A 15199-nucleotide genomic window follows, 5' to 3' on the forward strand; every position below is an offset into this window, starting at 1 on the left:
CCAGCCGCCCGCCGTCACCGCGTCCCACGCCGACGGCGAGCCCGTCGGTCGTGATGCCCCGCGCGTACGCGCCGTCGGCCCGCAAGCAGCGCAGCAGTCGTTCGGTCGTCACCACCATGCTGCTGATCACCGCGCCCGCCGTGCTGGCGGCCGCCGCGCTGCGTCCCCGTTCGTCCGGCTCGTCCGGGCGCCGTTCCTCGTAGGAGGCCACCTTGTCGGAATGGCTGGTACTGACCATCGCGATGGCGGCCGTCTGCGCCGTCGTCCTGAGCATCACGGTCCTCAAACATCGCCGCATCGGCGAGGACGACGACCCGTCCGAAACACCCGATGTCATCGAGTACATGACGATGATGGTGGGGGTGGTGTACGCGATCGTCCTCGGCCTGGCCATCGCCGGCGTCTGGGAGGCCCGCGGCGGCTCCGAGGACACCGTACGGAGCGAGGCACAGGCCCTGCACGAGGTCAGCGAGCGGGTCCGGGTCTACCCGGAGGCCACCCGGGAGCGCATCCGCGCGGATGTCGACGCCTATGTCTCCCACGTCGTCCACAAGGAGTGGCCGGTCATGGCCGAGCAGGGGCAGGTCACCGAGCGGGGCAGTGAACTGCTGGACAAGGTACGGGCCGACGTGACCGACTACCGGCCGCGCGACGACTACGAGGCGCAGTCCTACCAGCCCCTGCTCGACCAGGTCGCCGCGGCGGACGCCGCCCGCAACGCGCGGGCGGACAGCATCGAACCGACCCTGCCGCCGGTGGTCTGGTTCGGGCTGATCACCGGTGCCGTGATCACCATCGGGCTGATCTTCACGCTGCAGATCCGCCGGTCGGGCCGCGAGCTGCTGATGGCCGGTCTCTTCAGTGCCCTGATCGCCTTCCTGCTCTTCCTCGTATGGGACTTCGACGCGCCGTTCAGCCGGGGCATCTCGACCTCGGCCGATCCGTTCACGGACCTCTTCCCGGGGTTGTGAGGCCCCCGTACGGGACGTGAGCGCCTGTGCCATGCCCCTGGCCGGGCGCCCGAAGTCATGGCACAGGCGCCGAACCCGGCGGGACGTCCATACGGCGGGGCATCCAACACCCACCCAACGGAGTGCGGTTACGGCCGCCCCCGGCCGTTCACTCCGCAGCCTGTTCAGCGTGCCCTCCCTGTGCTTCGATGCTGCGATCACCTGTTCGCACAGGGGCGGCAGAGCGGCGGAGAGACCGGGGTGGGCGCATGGACCGGCGGGGTTTCCTTAAGGGAACAGCAGCGGTGTCGGCCGCGGGGGTGCTGGCGGGGGCCGGAAGCGGGCAGTCCGCCGCGGCGGGGCGTGCCGCGCCCGTCGGTGGCGTGGCCACGCGGGCCCGGCGGTCCGTCGCCGTACAGGACTGGATGTCGGCCCTCCCGGACGGTACGGCGATGCAGCGGCTCTCCGTCCCGGGCACGCACGACTCCGGGGCGCGGTACGGCGGCCCCTGGGTCGCCTGCCAGAACACCACCGTCGCGCAGCAGTTGGACAGCGGTATCCGCTTCCTGGACGTACGCTGCCGGGCCGTCGACTCGGTGTTCGCGATCCACCACGGCGCGTTCTACCAGCAGCTGATGTTCGGCGACGTGCTGGTGGCGTGCCGGGCGTTCCTGCGGGCGCATCCGTCGGAGACCGTGCTGATGCGCGTCAAGCAGGAGTACTCCGAGGAGAGCGCGGCGGAGTTCCGGCGGATCTTCGACATCTATCTGGACGGCAAGGGCTGGCGTTCGCTGTTCCGGCTGGACGGTGCGCTGCCTACCCTCGGTCAGGCCCGGGGGAAGGTCGTGCTGCTGGCCGACTCCGACGGGCTGCCGGGCGTGCGGTATGCCGATCCGCGTGTCTTCGACGTCCAGGACGACTACATGGCCGAGCCGCTGCGCAAGTACCCGCTGGTCGAGGGGCAGTTCCGCAAGGCCGCCAAGGAACCCGGCAAGCTGTTCGTCAACTACGTCAGCACCGCGGCCCTGTTGCCGCCCCGCTCCAACGCGGACCGGCTCAATCCGCAGGTGAAGAGTTTTCTGAACGGTGCGGAAGCGCGCGGCTGGACCGGGCTGGGCATCGTTCCGATGGACTTTCCCAACGAAGTGGGCCTGGCCGAGACGCTGATCCGGCACAACACAGGCGGGTGAGCACGCGGATGCGACGACGTCGCGGCGGACGGCCCTGCGGGCGGCCACTGGGGTGGGCAGCCGTCAGATGGTGACGACGAGCTTGCCCCGGGGGTGGCCCTGCCGCAGGTGGTGGATGGCCGCTGGCGCCTCGGCGAGGGGGTAGGTGCGGTCGATGACCGGGGTGATCCGGTCCTTCTCGGCGAGGTCCTTCAGGGTCAGGAGGTCCTCGCGGCGGGCGAGGGAGACGAGGTTGCGGAGGTTCTGGGCGATGAGGGGAGAGAGGAGGACGGCCCGGAGGCCACGGCTCATACCGCCGAGGAAGCCGCTGCCGCCCTCGCCGCCGACGATGACGAGGGTGCCGCGTGGTGTGAGGGCCCGGCGGAGTACGGGCAGCGGCCGGAGTCCCGCGTTGTCGACGATGACGTCATGGCGGTGCGGGCTGCCGGTGATGTCCTCGCGCGTGTAGTCGATGACGTGGGCGGCGCCCAGGGACCGGACGAGGTCCGCGCCGGCCGGGCCGCAGACGCCGGTGACCTCGGCGCCGTACATCGTGGCGAGCTGGACGGCGTACGTTCCCACGCCGCCGGACGCGCCGATGACCAGGACCCGCTGACCGGGCCGGGGGCGGGACGTGCCGCTGAGGGCCTGGAGGGCGGTCATGCCGGAGACGGGGAGGGCGGCGGCCTGCTCGAACGTGAGGTTGGCGGGCTTGGGCACCACCCTGTCGGCCTTGGCACGCGCGTACTCGGCGAAGGATCCCTCGCAGTTGCCGAACACCTCGTCCCCCGGCTCGAAGCCGGTCACCTTCGCCCCGACCGCCTCGACCCGCCCGGCCCCGTCCCAGCCCCGGACGGGGTTCCTGGGCTTGCGGAGTCCGAGGGCGACCCGGGCCACGTACGGCTTCCCTGTCATCAGGTGCCACACTTCGGGCCCCACACCGGCGGCACGGACCTCCACGAGCACCTCGTCGTCGCGCGGTACGGGACGGTCGATGTCACGCAGCTCCAGGAGATCCTCCGACCCGTACGCGTCCTGAACGATCGCCTTCATGGCCGTGGCCCCTCTTTGCGGTTTCCGACACCGGACAACCCGGGCTGCGCCGAGCACCCCGTTTGCTTCGAGCATCCCGAGGCATCAGACGTCTGGCCACATTCCTGAGTACGGTCCCGGGGCCGGGCGCCATGAGTTTTCCTACGGCGGACGCCCTACCGGACAACACCCCGGCGTCCGAGCGGCCGGAGGGCTCCGGCCCCGGGTTCCGGGCCCGGGTCCGGGCGGAAGGAGTCCCGTCCCGGAACCGTATGATCTGCTGGTGAGTACGACCGGGCGCGGCCGCGCCCCACGGCCCCCGTCCCCGGGCGGGGCGCACAAGCGCCGCCGGACCGCCGCCCTCGGCCTCTGCGCGGCGCTCACCCTGACCTGCGCCGGCACGGTCCTGGCCGTACGGGCCTTCGCGCACGGCGGGTTCCTGGCGGCCGGTGACCCGGTCACGGGCTCGTACGCGCAGGGAGCGGCCGACGGTGACGCGGCAGCCGACGCGCTGCTCTCCGGGCCGTACACCGAACAACCCGGACCGCCGCGCGCCACCACCCGCGCCACCACCCGCGCGGCAGCGGACCCGCCGGCGGCAGCGGCAGCGGATCCGGCAGCAGACCCGGCACAGAAGCGGAAACCGCCCGGCCTCCCCGTCTCCCGCCCCCTCCAGGCCACCCCGGCAGCCGTCTCCCCCGCCGTCGGTCCGCTCTTCTCGCCCGGCGGCGACGGCGACGCCGACCATCACTGCACCGCGAGCGTGGTGCACTCCGCGGCAGGCGACCTGGTCGTCACCGCGGCGCACTGCGTCTACGACGGCGGCTTCCGCACGAACCTGGTCTTCGCGCCCGGATACCACGACGGCGTTCTGCCGTACGGCGTCTGGGTGCCGTCCCGTATCGACATCGACCCGCGCTGGGCCGACGGCCGCGACGACGAGCACGACGTGGCGTTCGTGCGGGTGCGCCGTCCGCACGGCACCGGGTCCGGCGAGCGGCGCGTCGAGGAGCTGACCGGCGCCGAGCGGATTCGTTTCTCCCCGCCCGGCGGCCTGCCGACCCTGACCGTCGGTTACCCCGACGACCGTGAGACGCCCGTCAGCTGCCGGAACACCACCACCCTCGTGCCCGGCCAGCTGCGCTTCGACTGCGCCGGCTTCCCCAACGGCACCAGCGGCGGCCCGATGCTCACCGGCATCGACCCGGACACCGGCCTCGGTACGGTGACCGGCGTCATCGGCGGCCTGGACGACGGCGGTGACGACGAGACCTCGTACAGCAGCTGGTTCGGTCCGGACACCGCCGCCCTCTACCACCGCGCCGCCGGGGAACGGGCCTGAGGCGGCGCGGCCTGCAAGCCCTACGCGCCGCGCGGCACCACGGTCTTCAGGATCTGCGGCAGCGGGTACCAGTCGGCGGTCGCGATGCTGCCGTGGGCGGCGGCGAGCTGGTTCACCCGGGCGCGCGCCTCGGCCTCGGTGGGCTTGGTGCCGTCGATGACCGGGGGCACCTTGTGCGCGTCGGTCATGATCAGGAGGTAGTGGCGGCTGTCGTACCAGGCGGTGTCGACGCCGTCCTTCAGGTACGTCGCGGCGTCGCCGTCGAAGACCACGAACCAGGGGCGCAGCGCCGGGTCGGCGTACCGGGTGCGCGGGTCGCCCGCGGCCGCGCCGTGCACCGCCGGGAAGGCGGTGGACTGCGCGAGCTTGCCCTGGGCGGCGAGGTTCTTCAGGTGGATGGCGTACTCGCGGTCGGTCCACAGGTCGTCGAGGGGGTTCTTCTCCTCGACCGTGCCCGGTATGAGCTCGAAGAGGAACTTGCCGTTCAGCGCGGAGCGGGTGGGCCAGCCGTCCGCCCGTACGGCCTCGTCGAGGTCGCGGTGCCCGGCGGCCAGGTCTCCGGGCCCGTACACGGCGTCGCCCAGCCGGGAGCGGACCAGTGCGTCGAAGGCGGCCGGGCCGCGGCCGCCCTTGTCGTTGAAGCCGTCCTTCATCTCGACCTTGACCATGACGGGCCGGTGGCCGGGGTGGGCGTCGTGCCACGCCTTCATGTCGGCGAGGCAGCCGCCGAGGTCCTGGTCGCGCTTCTTGGTGCGCAGCTCGCCCGCGGTGGCGGCGTTCACGCAGTTGCTGTTGTTGCCGAACGGGTTGCTGTGCGAGACCCGCCAGGACTTGCCCAGCGCGTTGGTCCACACGTCCAGTTCGACGAGGCCCGCGCCGGAATCCAACGCGTCGGCGAGGTACGGGTACTTGGTCTTCTCGTAGGCGTTGTGGACGCCGACGGACGTGGTGGCGCCGTACGACCCTGCGGGCTGTGCCGCTCCGGCCGGGGTCCCCACGGCCAGCACCACCGCCGCAGCGACCGCCGCCGTTCCCGCACACCGTGTTCTGCTCATGGCCCCCGCTTTCACTCCACTGGCCCCCCGGCAGCCCCCTGTGGCTCCGGAATCACCAGCCCCTCCGGTCGAAGGAGCAGCGTACGGGAGTTGACGGATGGTCCGGCGGCCGGGTGGGTACGCGGGCCGGGAAACGCCGCGCCGGACGAGCAAACCAGGACAGGGAGAAGATGTACGGCATCGTGGACACCGTGGACACACCTCTGCACGACACGACGTCCCGGGGGCGGCCATGAGCAGTGACCGCGCCCGGGTACGGACCCTCCTCGACACCTACGGCCGGACCTACGCCGACGAGGCCGGTATCCGCCTGAAGGACACACCGCAGCCGCTGTACCAGCTGCTGGTCCTCTCCTGTCTGCTCAGTGCCCGCATCCAGGCCGACATCGCGGTGGCGGCGAGCGGCGCGCTGTCCAAGGCGGGGCTGCGGTCGGCGCGGCGCATGAGGGAAGCGACCTGGCAGCAGCGGGTGGATGCCCTCGGCGAGGGCGGATACCGCCGCTACGACGAGCGCACCGCGACCCAACTGGGGGACGGCGCGGAGCTGTTGCTCGACTCGTACGGCGGCGACCTGCGCCGGCTGCGGGACGCGGCGGACGGGGACACGGACCGGCTGCGCAAGCTGCTGCGCGAGGTTCCCGGCCTCGGGCCCGCCGGTGTCGACATCTTCCTCCGGGAGGCCCAGGCCGTGTGGCCGGAACTGGAACCGCACCTGGACGCCAAGGCGCTGCAGGGCGCGGAGCGCGCCGGGCTGCCGACCTCGCCCGACGCGCTCCTCAAGGCCGCCGGGAAGAAGACGGAACCTGCCGTGCTGGCGGCGGCGCTGGTGCGTGCGGCGCTCGACAAGAAGGGCGCGGAGGAAATCCGTAAGGCGAAGTGAGCGGCGGGGAAAGGGGCAGCGTCCGGAGGCCCCGGCCTTCTCGAAGGGACAGTGCCCGGCGGCCCCGCCCCTCTCGAAGGGCCGGGGCCGCCGGACCGCGGGCGCTCACGGTGTCGACGTGAGCAGCCCCCTGGCCGTGGCCGCGATGGCCTGGGCGTCGATGCCCGCGGCCCGCAGCTGCTCCTCGGGGGGCGCCGACCCGGGCATGGTGCGGACCGCGAGCCGGGCCAGGCGCGGCACCGGGCGGCCGTCGGTGAAGGCGTCGAGCACCGCGTCGCCGAGGCCGCCCTCGGGGTGGTGGTCCTCCACAGTGATGAGCCGGCCGGTGACCTCGGCGGCCTCCCGCAGCGTGGGCAGGTCCACCGGCTTGAGGGAGTACAGGTCGATGACGCGGGCGGCCACGCCCTCGCCGGCCAGGGTGTCGGCGGCGCTCAGCGCCTCGTGGACGGTCACCCCGGCGGCCACGATGGTGACGCGGTCCTCGGGAGTGGACCGCAGCGTCTTGCTGCCGCCGATCGGGAACTCCTCCGCCGGGCCGTAGATGACCGGGCTGTCGCCCCGGCTGGTCCGCAGGTAGCGGATGCCCGTGGCGTCGGCCATGGCGGCGGTCAGGCGGGCCGCCTGGTTGGCGTCGCACGGGTACAGGACGGTGCTGCCGTGCACCGCGCGGAACGCGGCCAGGTCCTCCAGGCCCATCTGCGAGGGGCCGTCCTCGCCGATGGCGACGCCCGCGTGCGACCCGACGAGGTTGAGGTCGGCCCGGCTGACGGCGGCCATCCGGACGAAGTCGTAGGCGCGGCTGAGGAAGGCGGCGAAGGTGGTGGCGTACGGCACCCAGCCGCGTACCTGCATGCCGACCGCGGCGGCCACCATCTGCTGCTCGGCGATGTAGCACTGGAAGTACCGGTCCGGGTGGGCGTCGCCGAACATCTGGGCGCGGGTGGAGTCGCCGACCTCGCCGTCCAGGGCGACCACGTCGCCGCGGGCCGCGCCGAGCGCGGCGAGCGCCTCGCCGAAGGCGTTGCGGGTGGCGACCGCGTCGCCGACCTTGTAGTCCGGCAGCTCGGGCGCGCCGCCGCCGGTCCGCGGGCGCGGTGCGGCGTCGTGCGGCCGGTGCACGTCCACGTGCAGGTCACGGAGGCCGCCCAGCTCCTTGATTGCCTCTGCGGCGTCCTTGAGCGGCTTGCCGTGCTTGCCTTCCTGGTCGGCCACCTCACGCGCGCCCTGGCCCTTGCGGGTCTTCGCGATGATCGCGGTGGGCCGGTCGGTGGTGGCGGCCGCCTCGGCGTACGCGCGGTCCACGGCCGCCACGTCGTGGCCGTCCACCTCGATGGTGTGCCAGTCGAAGCTCTGGATGCGGCGTGCGTAGGCGTCCAGGTCCCAGCCGTGGCGGGTGGCTCCGCGCTGGCCGAGCCGGTTGACGTCGATGATCGCGGTGAGGTTCGCGAGCCGCTCGTACCCGGCGTGTTCGAACGCCTCCCACATCGAGCCCTCGGCCATCTCGCTGTCGCCGCACACCACCCACACGCGGTACGGGACGCGGTCCAGGTCGCGGCCCGCCAGCGCGAGGCCGACGCCGATCGGCAGGCCCTGGCCCAGCGAGCCGGTGGCCACGTCCACCCAGGGGATGCGCGGGGTGGGGTGTCCCTCCAGCAGGCTGCCGTTCTTGCGGAAGGTCAGCAGCTGCTCGTCGGTGAGGGCCCCGGCCGCCTTGCCCATGGCGTACACCAGGGGCGAGGCGTGTCCCTTGGAGAAGACCAGGTGGTCGTTTCCGGGGTTCTCGGGGTCGGCGAAGTCGTAGCGCAGGTGCTCGTCGAGCAGGACCGCGCCCAGGTCGGCGGCGGACATCGAGGAGGTCGGGTGGCCGGAGCCGGCGGCGTCGGCGGCCCGTACGGAGTCGACGCGCAGCTGCTGTGCCAGCTCGCGCAGCCGGTCGTACCGGGTGTCGGCATCCGGGGCGTTCTGCGTGGTCATCAGGTTCCTTCCGCTTTTCGGGGCCCGTCGGGTTTCTTTCCGGCCGCCTCGGGCCGGTCCTTCGGGCCGGTCTTCTCCCCCGGTCCCCCCGATTCCCCCGGTCCCCCCGATTCCCCCGCTCCGCCCGGTGCCGTCTGCCGCGCCGGTTTCCCCTTCGCCGGTTTCCCCCGCGCCGGCTCCCCGCCGTGTCCGTCCGCCGGTATCCGGGGCAGTTCGGGTGCCGCCGTGTCCAGCGGTACCGACCAGGAGCGCACCAGGCCCAGCTGGACGCCCTGGCGCGGCAGTGCCGCGTCCAGCAGCCAGTCGGCGGCGACCCTGACCCGGTTGCCGGGCATCGCCATCAGGTGGTAGCCGCGGGTCACGGCGTTGGCGACGGGGCCGGACAGCGGGACGTGCAGCGGGTTGGCGGCGGCCTGCACCCCGCCGAGGTCGACCATGAAGCCCAGGTCGTGGTGCTTGTAGGCGCGCGGTTCGCCCTTCCCGTAGGAGGCGGCGACGTTGTGGGCGGCGACCTTGCCCTGGCGCTGCGCGTGCTGGGCGGTCATCGGTGTCGTCTCGCCCGGCCTGGTCAGGTCCGGTACGGCGGCGGCGTCGCCGCAGGCGAGCACCTCGGGGTGGCCGGGTACGGCGAGGAATTCGTCCACGCACAGCCGGCCGCGTTCGGTGGGCAGCCCCAGCGCCTCGACCAGGGGGTCCGGCCGTACACCGACGCACCAGATGAGCGACCGGGTGTCGACGGTCGTGCCGTCGTCCAGGAGCACCCCGCCGGAGGTGGCCTCCTTGACGGAGGTCTTGGTGCGGATCTCGACGCCGCGTTTGCCCAGTACCCGGTGCGCGGTGCGCGACAGCCGGTGGTCCAGTTCGGGCAGGACCCGGTCGGCGAGGTCCAGCAGGATCCAGCGCGGCCGCGGCTCGCCGCGCAGCCCGGCATTGCGGCGGGCCAGTGACTCGGTGAACGTAACCCCGTGTGCGGCGACTTCCGTTCCGGTGTAACCGGCGCCGACCACGACGAAGGTCATGCGGGCGGCCCGCTCGGCCGGGTCCTCGGCGGCGCCCGCCAGCTCGATCTGGCGGGTCATGTGGTCCCGCAGGTACAGGGCCTCGGGCATTCCGCGGAAGCCGTGCGCGTGCTCGGCGACGCCCGGGATGGGCAGCAGCTTGTTCACACTGCCGACGGTCAGCACGAGGCGGTCGTAGCCGAGCGATCCGGTACGGCCCTCCGGGTCGGTGTACTCCACCCGGCGGCCGTCGAGGTCGACGCCGCCGACCTGGCCGAGGACCAGCCGGACGTCCGGCAGCGTGCCGGTCAGGGACACCGACACCCGGCGGGGTTCCAGGATTCCGGCGGAGACCTCGGGGAGCAACGGCAGGTAGAGGAAGTAGTCGTTGGGGTTGACCAGCACGATTTCGGCGGCGCCACGGGACGTCTTCGCGAGCGTGCGGGCGCACTCGTACCCGGCGAACCCGGCCCCCACGATCACCACGCGCGGCCGCCTCCCGGCACGGCTCTCCGCCACCATCTGCGTCTCCTCTCACCTCGGGGTCCTGCCCTGATCGGCCCGGGTGCCCGCATTCCCCGCGGGTATGTACGCCGTCCGGCCCAGCCGCGCCGGACCCGGACGCCGTTCGGCCACCCGGCGCAGGGGCCGTCCGTGGGCCGCTCAGTCCGGCAGGGCGAGCAGCACCCGGCCCGGCGTCGTCGGGTGTTCGACGGCTTCGTGTGCTTCGGCGACGGCTTCGAGGGGGTGGACGGCCGCGACGGGGTACCGCAGCGCGGACGCGGCGGCCGCCGCGGTGATGTCGGGCAGGGCCAGGCGTACCGCTTCCCGGGGGAAGTCGTCGTAGCCCAGCAGCCGCACGGTCGCGTTCTTGAAGGCCAGCGGCCAGAAGGGCAGGGCGGGGGCGGGCTCGCGGGTGGCGTAGGCGGCGATGGTGCCGCCGGGGGCGAGCAGGCGCGCGTCGAGGGCGGCGTTGGCGTCGAGGGCGACCTCGATGACGCGGTCGGCGCCGCGGCCGCCGGTCAGCGCCAGCACCGCGTCGACGGCCTCGGAGCCGTCCGGGCCCTCGCCGCTTTCCGTGGGCCCGCCGGGACACACCGCCCGGTCCACGCCCAGTTCCCGGAGCGCGGCGAGCTGGACCGGCCGGCTGACCGTGCCGATGACCTGCGCGCCGCCGCGCCGGGCCAGGACGGCCGCCGCCCGGCCGACGCTCCCCAGCGCGCCCGCCACCACCACCGTGCGCCCGGCCACCGGCCCGTCCGCGAACACCGCGCGGTGCGCGGTGATGCCGGGGATGCCCAGGCAGGCGCCCTGTTCGACGCTCACACTGTCCGGCAGGACGCCGACGCAGCCCTCGGGGACGACCGTGTACTGGGCGGCGGTCCCGTAGGGGCGGTAGCTCTGCGCGTACGAGCACCAGGCGCGGCGGCCGAGCCAGGCGGCGGACACCCCGTCGCCGACCGCGTCGACCACCCCCGCCCCGTCGCTGTGCGGAACGGTCCGCGGGAAGGCGGGCGCGGCGGCGCCCAGCCAGGCCTGCCGTTTCTTCACGTCCCCGGGATTGATCCCGGAGAACGCCAGCCGGATGCGCAGTTCCCCGGGGCCGGGCTCGGGGGTGGGCAGTTCCCCCACCTGGAACACCTTTCGGGCCGGGCCCCTGTTCTCGTACCAAGCGGCGCGCATACGGGCACGATACGGCGTCTGCCGACGGCGTGGACAACCCCCGCCGCGCGCAATACTTTCGATGGCACCTCAAGCCGTCCCGGAGGTGCGTGGTGAAGATCGAGGTCATCGAGAAAGACGATCAATACATTCTGAATCACTGCACCAAATACCTCGCCAGGGAAAGCCGGGACGCGCGCCATGATTTCGGGCAGTACGCGCCGGGCGACGAGCGCGCGGCGATCTGCGAGGCGTGGCGCTTCCCGGTCGTCGACGCGCACTGGGACGGGTCGTCGGCGACCGCCTCGTACCCGTACAACGACGTGACCTTCGTCTACGACGGCCGCCGCGCCGCCCCTGCCTCGGTGGCCGTACTGGGTACCTTCGGGCCGCTGCACTCGCCGGTGCCGCTGCGTCCGCTGGTGTTCGCGGGCGAGCCGACCGGCTTCTTCGCCACCACCGTGCGCGTACCGAAAGGGCAGGTGCACACGTACAAGTTCGCGGTGGACGGGGTGTACGCGCTCGACCCGGTCAACCCGCAGCGCACCGTCCTGGACAACGGCGAGCCGTGGTCGCGGTTCTTCACCGACGCCTGCACCGTGCCGCTGTCGCTGAGCCGCACCGAGCGCGATCTGCTGGGGCGGCTGGTGTGCCACCTGCTGCCCTTCCGGCTCGACGAGAACCGGCGTTTCATCCGCGGCGTGTACGAGTCGCTGGACCGGGCGAGCCGGGACGAGGAATTCCCGCTGGCCTATCAGCTGGACGACGAGGTGGGCACGGTCAACTACATCGACAAACTGATCGCCCGCCAGGAACAGCACCACGCCGATGATTACCACACCTGCCTCAAAATCATCGGGGAAATCATGCGGTCCCGTTTCGGCGGCCTCGATCCGGCGACCGCGCCTCCGGAGATGTACGCGGATCTCTACCGGCAGATGGAAACCGAAAAGGTGGACGGCTGGGACTACTCCCGCTACGGAAGTCCGCGGTTCTTCCTGCTGCTCCTGCGCCGGCACGCGATGACCGGCGCCTTCGTCCACCCGAAGCACGGCGGGAATTCCGGCGCGGCGGGCTGGATGTACCTGGAGAGCCGCTTCCGGGACACACGGGACGCCACGCTCTTCGACTGGCGGCGGGCGCTGGAGTCGCCGCTGGGCCACAGCACCGACTACCGCGGCTGAGTGGAGGACGGCATGGACGGGGAGAGCGCCGAAGTCGTCGTCATCGGCAGCGGCGCGGGCGGCGCACCGCTCACCCATACGCTCGTACGGGCCGGCCACCGGGTGGTCGTCCTGGAGAAGGGACCGCTGCTGCGCACCCAGGCGCAGAGCCCCACCGGCCTGTCGGACTTCAAGCGCGACGAGTGCTTCGCCACCGGGTCGGAGAAGCGCATCACCGTGCAGGGCGTGGCCAACACCGGTGAGTCGTACTTCTCCAGCCATGTGGAGCCGGACCTGAACGACGAGCCGCACGTCTACCGCGACAGCGACGGCCAGGACCGGGTCACCATCGAGGGGTACACGGCCCAAGTGGTCGGCGGCGGTACCCAGTTGTACGGCGGTGTGTCCCCCCGCTTCACCCCCGACGACCTGCGGCTGGCCACCCTCAACGCGTCACGCGGCGACCTGCGCGACGACCCGGGCGGCGACGTGCGCCGGGAGGCCCGCGACTGGCCGCTGGACTACGCCGCGCTGGAGCCGTACTACACCAGGGCCGAGGAGCTCGTCGGCATCAACGGGACCTGGGACGGGCAGGCCAAGGTGCCCTCCCAGGACCGCTACCAGCCGCCGCTGGAGCCCAACCCGATCAGCGCGTACGCGGCCGCCGGCATGGACGCGCTCGGGATGCGCCGCTACCGCACACCGCTCGCCGTCATCACCCGCGACCACACGCCCAGCGGCCGTACGGTGCCCGCCGACGCCGAGACCATCAAGACGGCGTTCGTCAACCGCTACGGCGACCCGCTGGGCCTGAAGTCCAACACCTGGGTGTCGCTGCTGGCGCCGCTGCGCGACGTCAACGGCAGCGGCGGCCTGGACCTGCGGGCCAACTGCACCGTCACCCACCTGGAGGCGGACGGCCCGCGCGTGACGAAGGTGCACTACCGCGACCCCGGCGGCCGGCCCCGCTCGATCACCGCCGGCACCGTCGTCGTGGCCTGCTCGGCGATCGAGTCCGTACGGCTGCTCCAGCTCTCCGGGCTGCTCGACCCGGCCTTCGACAAGCGCGCCAACGCCAACGGCCTGCTGGGGCGTTACTTCCTGACGCACTGCTTCGGCGGCGCGCAGTGCATCGTGCCGGACCGCTCGGACAAGTCCAAGACGCTGGACTCGGACTGGGCCACCGACCACTGCGCTCGTCCCGAGTGGTTCCGCGCCCAGGGCCTGTGGGCGGGCGGCGTGATCTACAACAACACCTCCGACGGCGCCCTGCCCATCTCCCTCGCCCGTACCTGGCACGCGATGGACATGGACAACATGTGGAAGGGCTACCTCTACGACACCGGCATCGTCGGCAACGGCTTCGAGGACTACCTGGAGGACAGCTTCGGGCGGCGCCTGTCGGTGGCGTTCATGGCCAACCAGGTGCCGCAGCGGGAGAACCGCATCGAGCTGCACCCGCGCGTCAAGGACAAGTGGGGCCGCCCGGTCGCGTACATCCTCAAGACCTGGCACCCGCACGACCGGGCGCTGATGGACGCCCTCGCCGAGCAGTGCCGGCAGATCCTGGTGCGCGGCGGTGACGTCCGCGACGTCAGTGCGGGGTCGGTGGGCGGTTCGGTGGTACGGATCGCCAACCACGTGCTGGGCGGCGCCCGGTTCGGCGCCGACGCGGCGGACTCGGTGCTCGACCCCGACTGCCGGGCCTGGAACTTCGACAACCTCTACGTCACCGACGGGGCGTTCATGCCGACCTCGGGCAGCGCCAACCCGACGCTGACCATCGAGGCGAACTCCTTCCGCGTCGGCGACGTGCTGCTGGACAGGGTCGGGAGGCCGTGACATGGACAGCCGCTTCGACGAGGTCTACACCCACCCCGAGAACGAGATCTTCCGCGTCGTCTTCTACCCCGACCGGATCTACCACGCCCGCTACCTCAACGCCACCCGCTCCTCCCGCTACCGCTACTACGTCGCCGAGGTGCGCGGCTCGGCGGACGGCACCGCCATCAAGGGCGACGTCTTCCTCGGCGGCACCAAGCTGTGCCCGATGCTGCGCATCGAGTACTCCGGCATCCGCCTCGTCGAGCAGGCCAGGGAGTTCGGCCGGCGGCTCGGACCCCGTACGAAGGCGTGGCTGAAGGTCACCGGCGAGGACCCGGCGGACTCCGCCGAGGCGATCGTCACGCTGCACTGGGACCCGGTGATCGGCGCGTACGCGGCGGAGATCTGGGAGACGCTGGAGCCGCCGGACGGCACCGCGCACGACCACCGGGTGCTGCCGCTGATGGGCCGGGGCGCGCCGATCACCCGGGTGCCGCAGCTGTCCCCGCTGCTCGGCTCGGTCTCCGAGGTAGCGATGGCGTTCCGCGAGGACGGCGTGCTGTACCCGACGGGCCAGCGGCTGGGCAACCCGCAGTGGGACAACGCGTACCTCCGCTCCCACCAGGAACCGCGCAGCCAGGAGCCCAGCGACCCCCGCAACACCGTCGCCGACAGCAACTACCTCCTCGACTTCCAGCGCGGCTTCTTCATCCCGGACGCCTCACAGATCCCGCCGGTCAACTACCGCAACGCCATGACCGACGAGGGCAATCCGGAGCGCCGGGACGACAACATCGTGCAGATGCGCTGGCTGTTCCAGCGGGAACTCGGCAGCGACCTGGTGTTCTTCCACGAGGTGACGGTGCCGCCGGGCGCGGTGGAGGGCACCCACCGGCACATCGGCTCGGAAGAGCTGTACTACGTCGTCTCCGGCACCGGCACCGCGTACCTGAGCGACGGCGACGACCCGACGACCGCGCATTACCCGCTGGTCGAGCGGCCCGTCTTCGGCGTCGGCCCGGTCAAGTGCCGTGAGCTGCCGGTCAAACCGGGCAGTGTGCTCTACACCAAGAGCGGTGGCGTGCACGGCATCCGCAACCCCGGGACCGAGCCGCTGAAGTTCGTCGCGTTCCTCTACCACACCACCTGA

At 72.4% G+C, this 15199-nt stretch carries 13 protein-coding genes; 7 read left to right on the forward strand and 6 right to left on the reverse strand.

Going from position 1 to position 15199, the window contains the following annotated elements; translation table 11 throughout:
* Nucleotides 1-211 (reverse strand): hypothetical protein (locus tag A6A06_RS42385; RefSeq protein WP_199931354.1); only part of this gene is annotated, 211 nt, incomplete at its 3' end.
* A gap of 1 nt (nt 212) precedes the next feature.
* Between A6A06_RS42385 and A6A06_RS34335 the strand changes: the two genes are divergently transcribed.
* Both A6A06_RS34335 and A6A06_RS34340 read left to right on the forward strand, forming a co-directional pair.
* Nucleotides 213-971 (forward strand): bestrophin-like domain, encoded by a 759-nt coding sequence (locus A6A06_RS34335; protein ID WP_073766902.1) that lies wholly within the window; start codon nt 213-215, stop codon nt 969-971.
* Between the two features lie 248 nt (nt 972-1219).
* Entirely contained in the window at nt 1220-2140 is a 921-nt protein-coding gene (locus A6A06_RS34340) for a phosphatidylinositol-specific phospholipase C (RefSeq protein ID WP_073766904.1), read from the forward strand.
* A gap of 63 nt (nt 2141-2203) precedes the next feature.
* Here A6A06_RS34340 and A6A06_RS34345 read toward each other — a convergent pair whose 3' ends face one another.
* On the reverse strand, nt 2204-3172 hold the full coding sequence (locus tag A6A06_RS34345; protein WP_073766906.1) for an NAD(P)-dependent alcohol dehydrogenase: 969 nt from the start codon (nt 3170-3172) through the stop codon (nt 2204-2206).
* Nucleotides 3173-3434: 262 nt separating this feature from the next.
* Between A6A06_RS34345 and A6A06_RS34350 the strand changes: the two genes are divergently transcribed.
* Entirely contained in the window at nt 3435-4493 is a 1059-nt protein-coding gene (locus A6A06_RS34350; protein WP_199931355.1) for a trypsin-like serine peptidase, read from the forward strand.
* 20 nt (nt 4494-4513) lie between these two features.
* Here A6A06_RS34350 and A6A06_RS34355 read toward each other — a convergent pair whose 3' ends face one another.
* Entirely contained in the window at nt 4514-5548 is a 1035-nt protein-coding gene (locus A6A06_RS34355; protein WP_073766907.1) for a phosphatidylinositol-specific phospholipase C domain-containing protein, read from the reverse strand.
* A 232-nt stretch (nt 5549-5780) separates the two neighbouring features.
* Here A6A06_RS34355 and A6A06_RS34360 point away from each other — a divergent pair, with 232 nt between their 5' ends.
* Entirely contained in the window at nt 5781-6428 is a 648-nt protein-coding gene (locus A6A06_RS34360; RefSeq protein ID WP_073766909.1) for an endonuclease, read from the forward strand.
* A gap of 105 nt (nt 6429-6533) precedes the next feature.
* Here the strand turns inward: A6A06_RS34360 and A6A06_RS34365 are convergent, their stop codons facing one another.
* From A6A06_RS34365 to A6A06_RS34375, 3 genes are all read right to left on the reverse strand, one after another.
* Nucleotides 6534-8402: a transketolase gene (locus A6A06_RS34365; RefSeq protein ID WP_073766910.1), complete on the reverse strand. Its 1869-nt coding sequence runs from the start codon at nt 8400-8402 to the stop codon at nt 6534-6536.
* Nucleotides 8402-9922: an NAD(P)/FAD-dependent oxidoreductase gene (locus A6A06_RS34370; RefSeq protein ID WP_073766911.1), complete on the reverse strand. Its 1521-nt coding sequence runs from the start codon at nt 9920-9922 to the stop codon at nt 8402-8404. Before A6A06_RS34370 ends, A6A06_RS34365 begins: the two co-directional genes overlap by 1 nt.
* A gap of 141 nt (nt 9923-10063) precedes the next feature.
* Nucleotides 10064-11083: an NADPH:quinone reductase gene (locus A6A06_RS34375; protein ID WP_073766912.1), complete on the reverse strand. Its 1020-nt coding sequence runs from the start codon at nt 11081-11083 to the stop codon at nt 10064-10066.
* 89 nt (nt 11084-11172) lie between these two features.
* Between A6A06_RS34375 and A6A06_RS34380 the strand changes: the two genes are divergently transcribed.
* Genes A6A06_RS34380 through A6A06_RS34390 form a run of 3 tightly spaced genes read left to right on the forward strand, consistent with a single transcriptional unit; the run spans nt 11173 to nt 15199 of the window.
* Nucleotides 11173-12246 (forward strand): gluconate 2-dehydrogenase subunit 3 family protein, encoded by a 1074-nt coding sequence (locus A6A06_RS34380; protein ID WP_242441098.1) that lies wholly within the window; start codon nt 11173-11175, stop codon nt 12244-12246.
* Nucleotides 12247-12258: 12 nt separating this feature from the next.
* A complete protein-coding gene (locus A6A06_RS34385; protein ID WP_073766914.1) occupies nt 12259-14067 on the forward strand; it encodes a GMC oxidoreductase in 1809 nt (602 codons plus the stop codon).
* A gap of 1 nt (nt 14068) precedes the next feature.
* Nucleotides 14069-15199, forward strand: coding sequence for a cupin domain-containing protein (locus A6A06_RS34390; RefSeq protein ID WP_073766915.1), 1131 nt, complete (start codon nt 14069-14071; stop codon nt 15197-15199).

The sequence above is a fragment of the Streptomyces sp. CB02923 genome (assembly GCF_001905005.1).
In the GTDB taxonomy this organism is placed as follows: domain Bacteria; phylum Actinomycetota; class Actinomycetes; order Streptomycetales; family Streptomycetaceae; genus Streptomyces.

Excerpts from the sequence above, each read along its gene's own strand:
- A6A06_RS34340 (WP_073766904.1), top strand. The coding sequence starts at position 1,220 with ATGGACCGGCGGGGTTTCCTTAAGGGAACAGCAGCGGTGTCGGCCGCG.
- A6A06_RS34345 (WP_073766906.1), bottom strand. The coding sequence starts at position 3,172 with ATGAAGGCGATCGTTCAGGACGCGTACGGGTCGGAGGATCTCCTGGAG.
- A6A06_RS34355 (WP_073766907.1), bottom strand. The coding sequence starts at position 5,548 with ATGAGCAGAACACGGTGTGCGGGAACGGCGGCGGTCGCTGCGGCGGTG.
- A6A06_RS34360 (WP_073766909.1), top strand. The coding sequence starts at position 5,781 with ATGAGCAGTGACCGCGCCCGGGTACGGACCCTCCTCGACACCTACGGC.
- A6A06_RS34365 (WP_073766910.1), bottom strand. The coding sequence starts at position 8,402 with ATGACCACGCAGAACGCCCCGGATGCCGACACCCGGTACGACCGGCTG.
- A6A06_RS34370 (WP_073766911.1), bottom strand. The coding sequence starts at position 9,922 with ATGGTGGCGGAGAGCCGTGCCGGGAGGCGGCCGCGCGTGGTGATCGTG.
- A6A06_RS34375 (WP_073766912.1), bottom strand. The coding sequence starts at position 11,083 with ATGCGCGCCGCTTGGTACGAGAACAGGGGCCCGGCCCGAAAGGTGTTC.
- A6A06_RS34385 (WP_073766914.1), top strand. The coding sequence starts at position 12,259 with ATGGACGGGGAGAGCGCCGAAGTCGTCGTCATCGGCAGCGGCGCGGGC.
- A6A06_RS34390 (WP_073766915.1), top strand. The coding sequence starts at position 14,069 with ATGGACAGCCGCTTCGACGAGGTCTACACCCACCCCGAGAACGAGATC.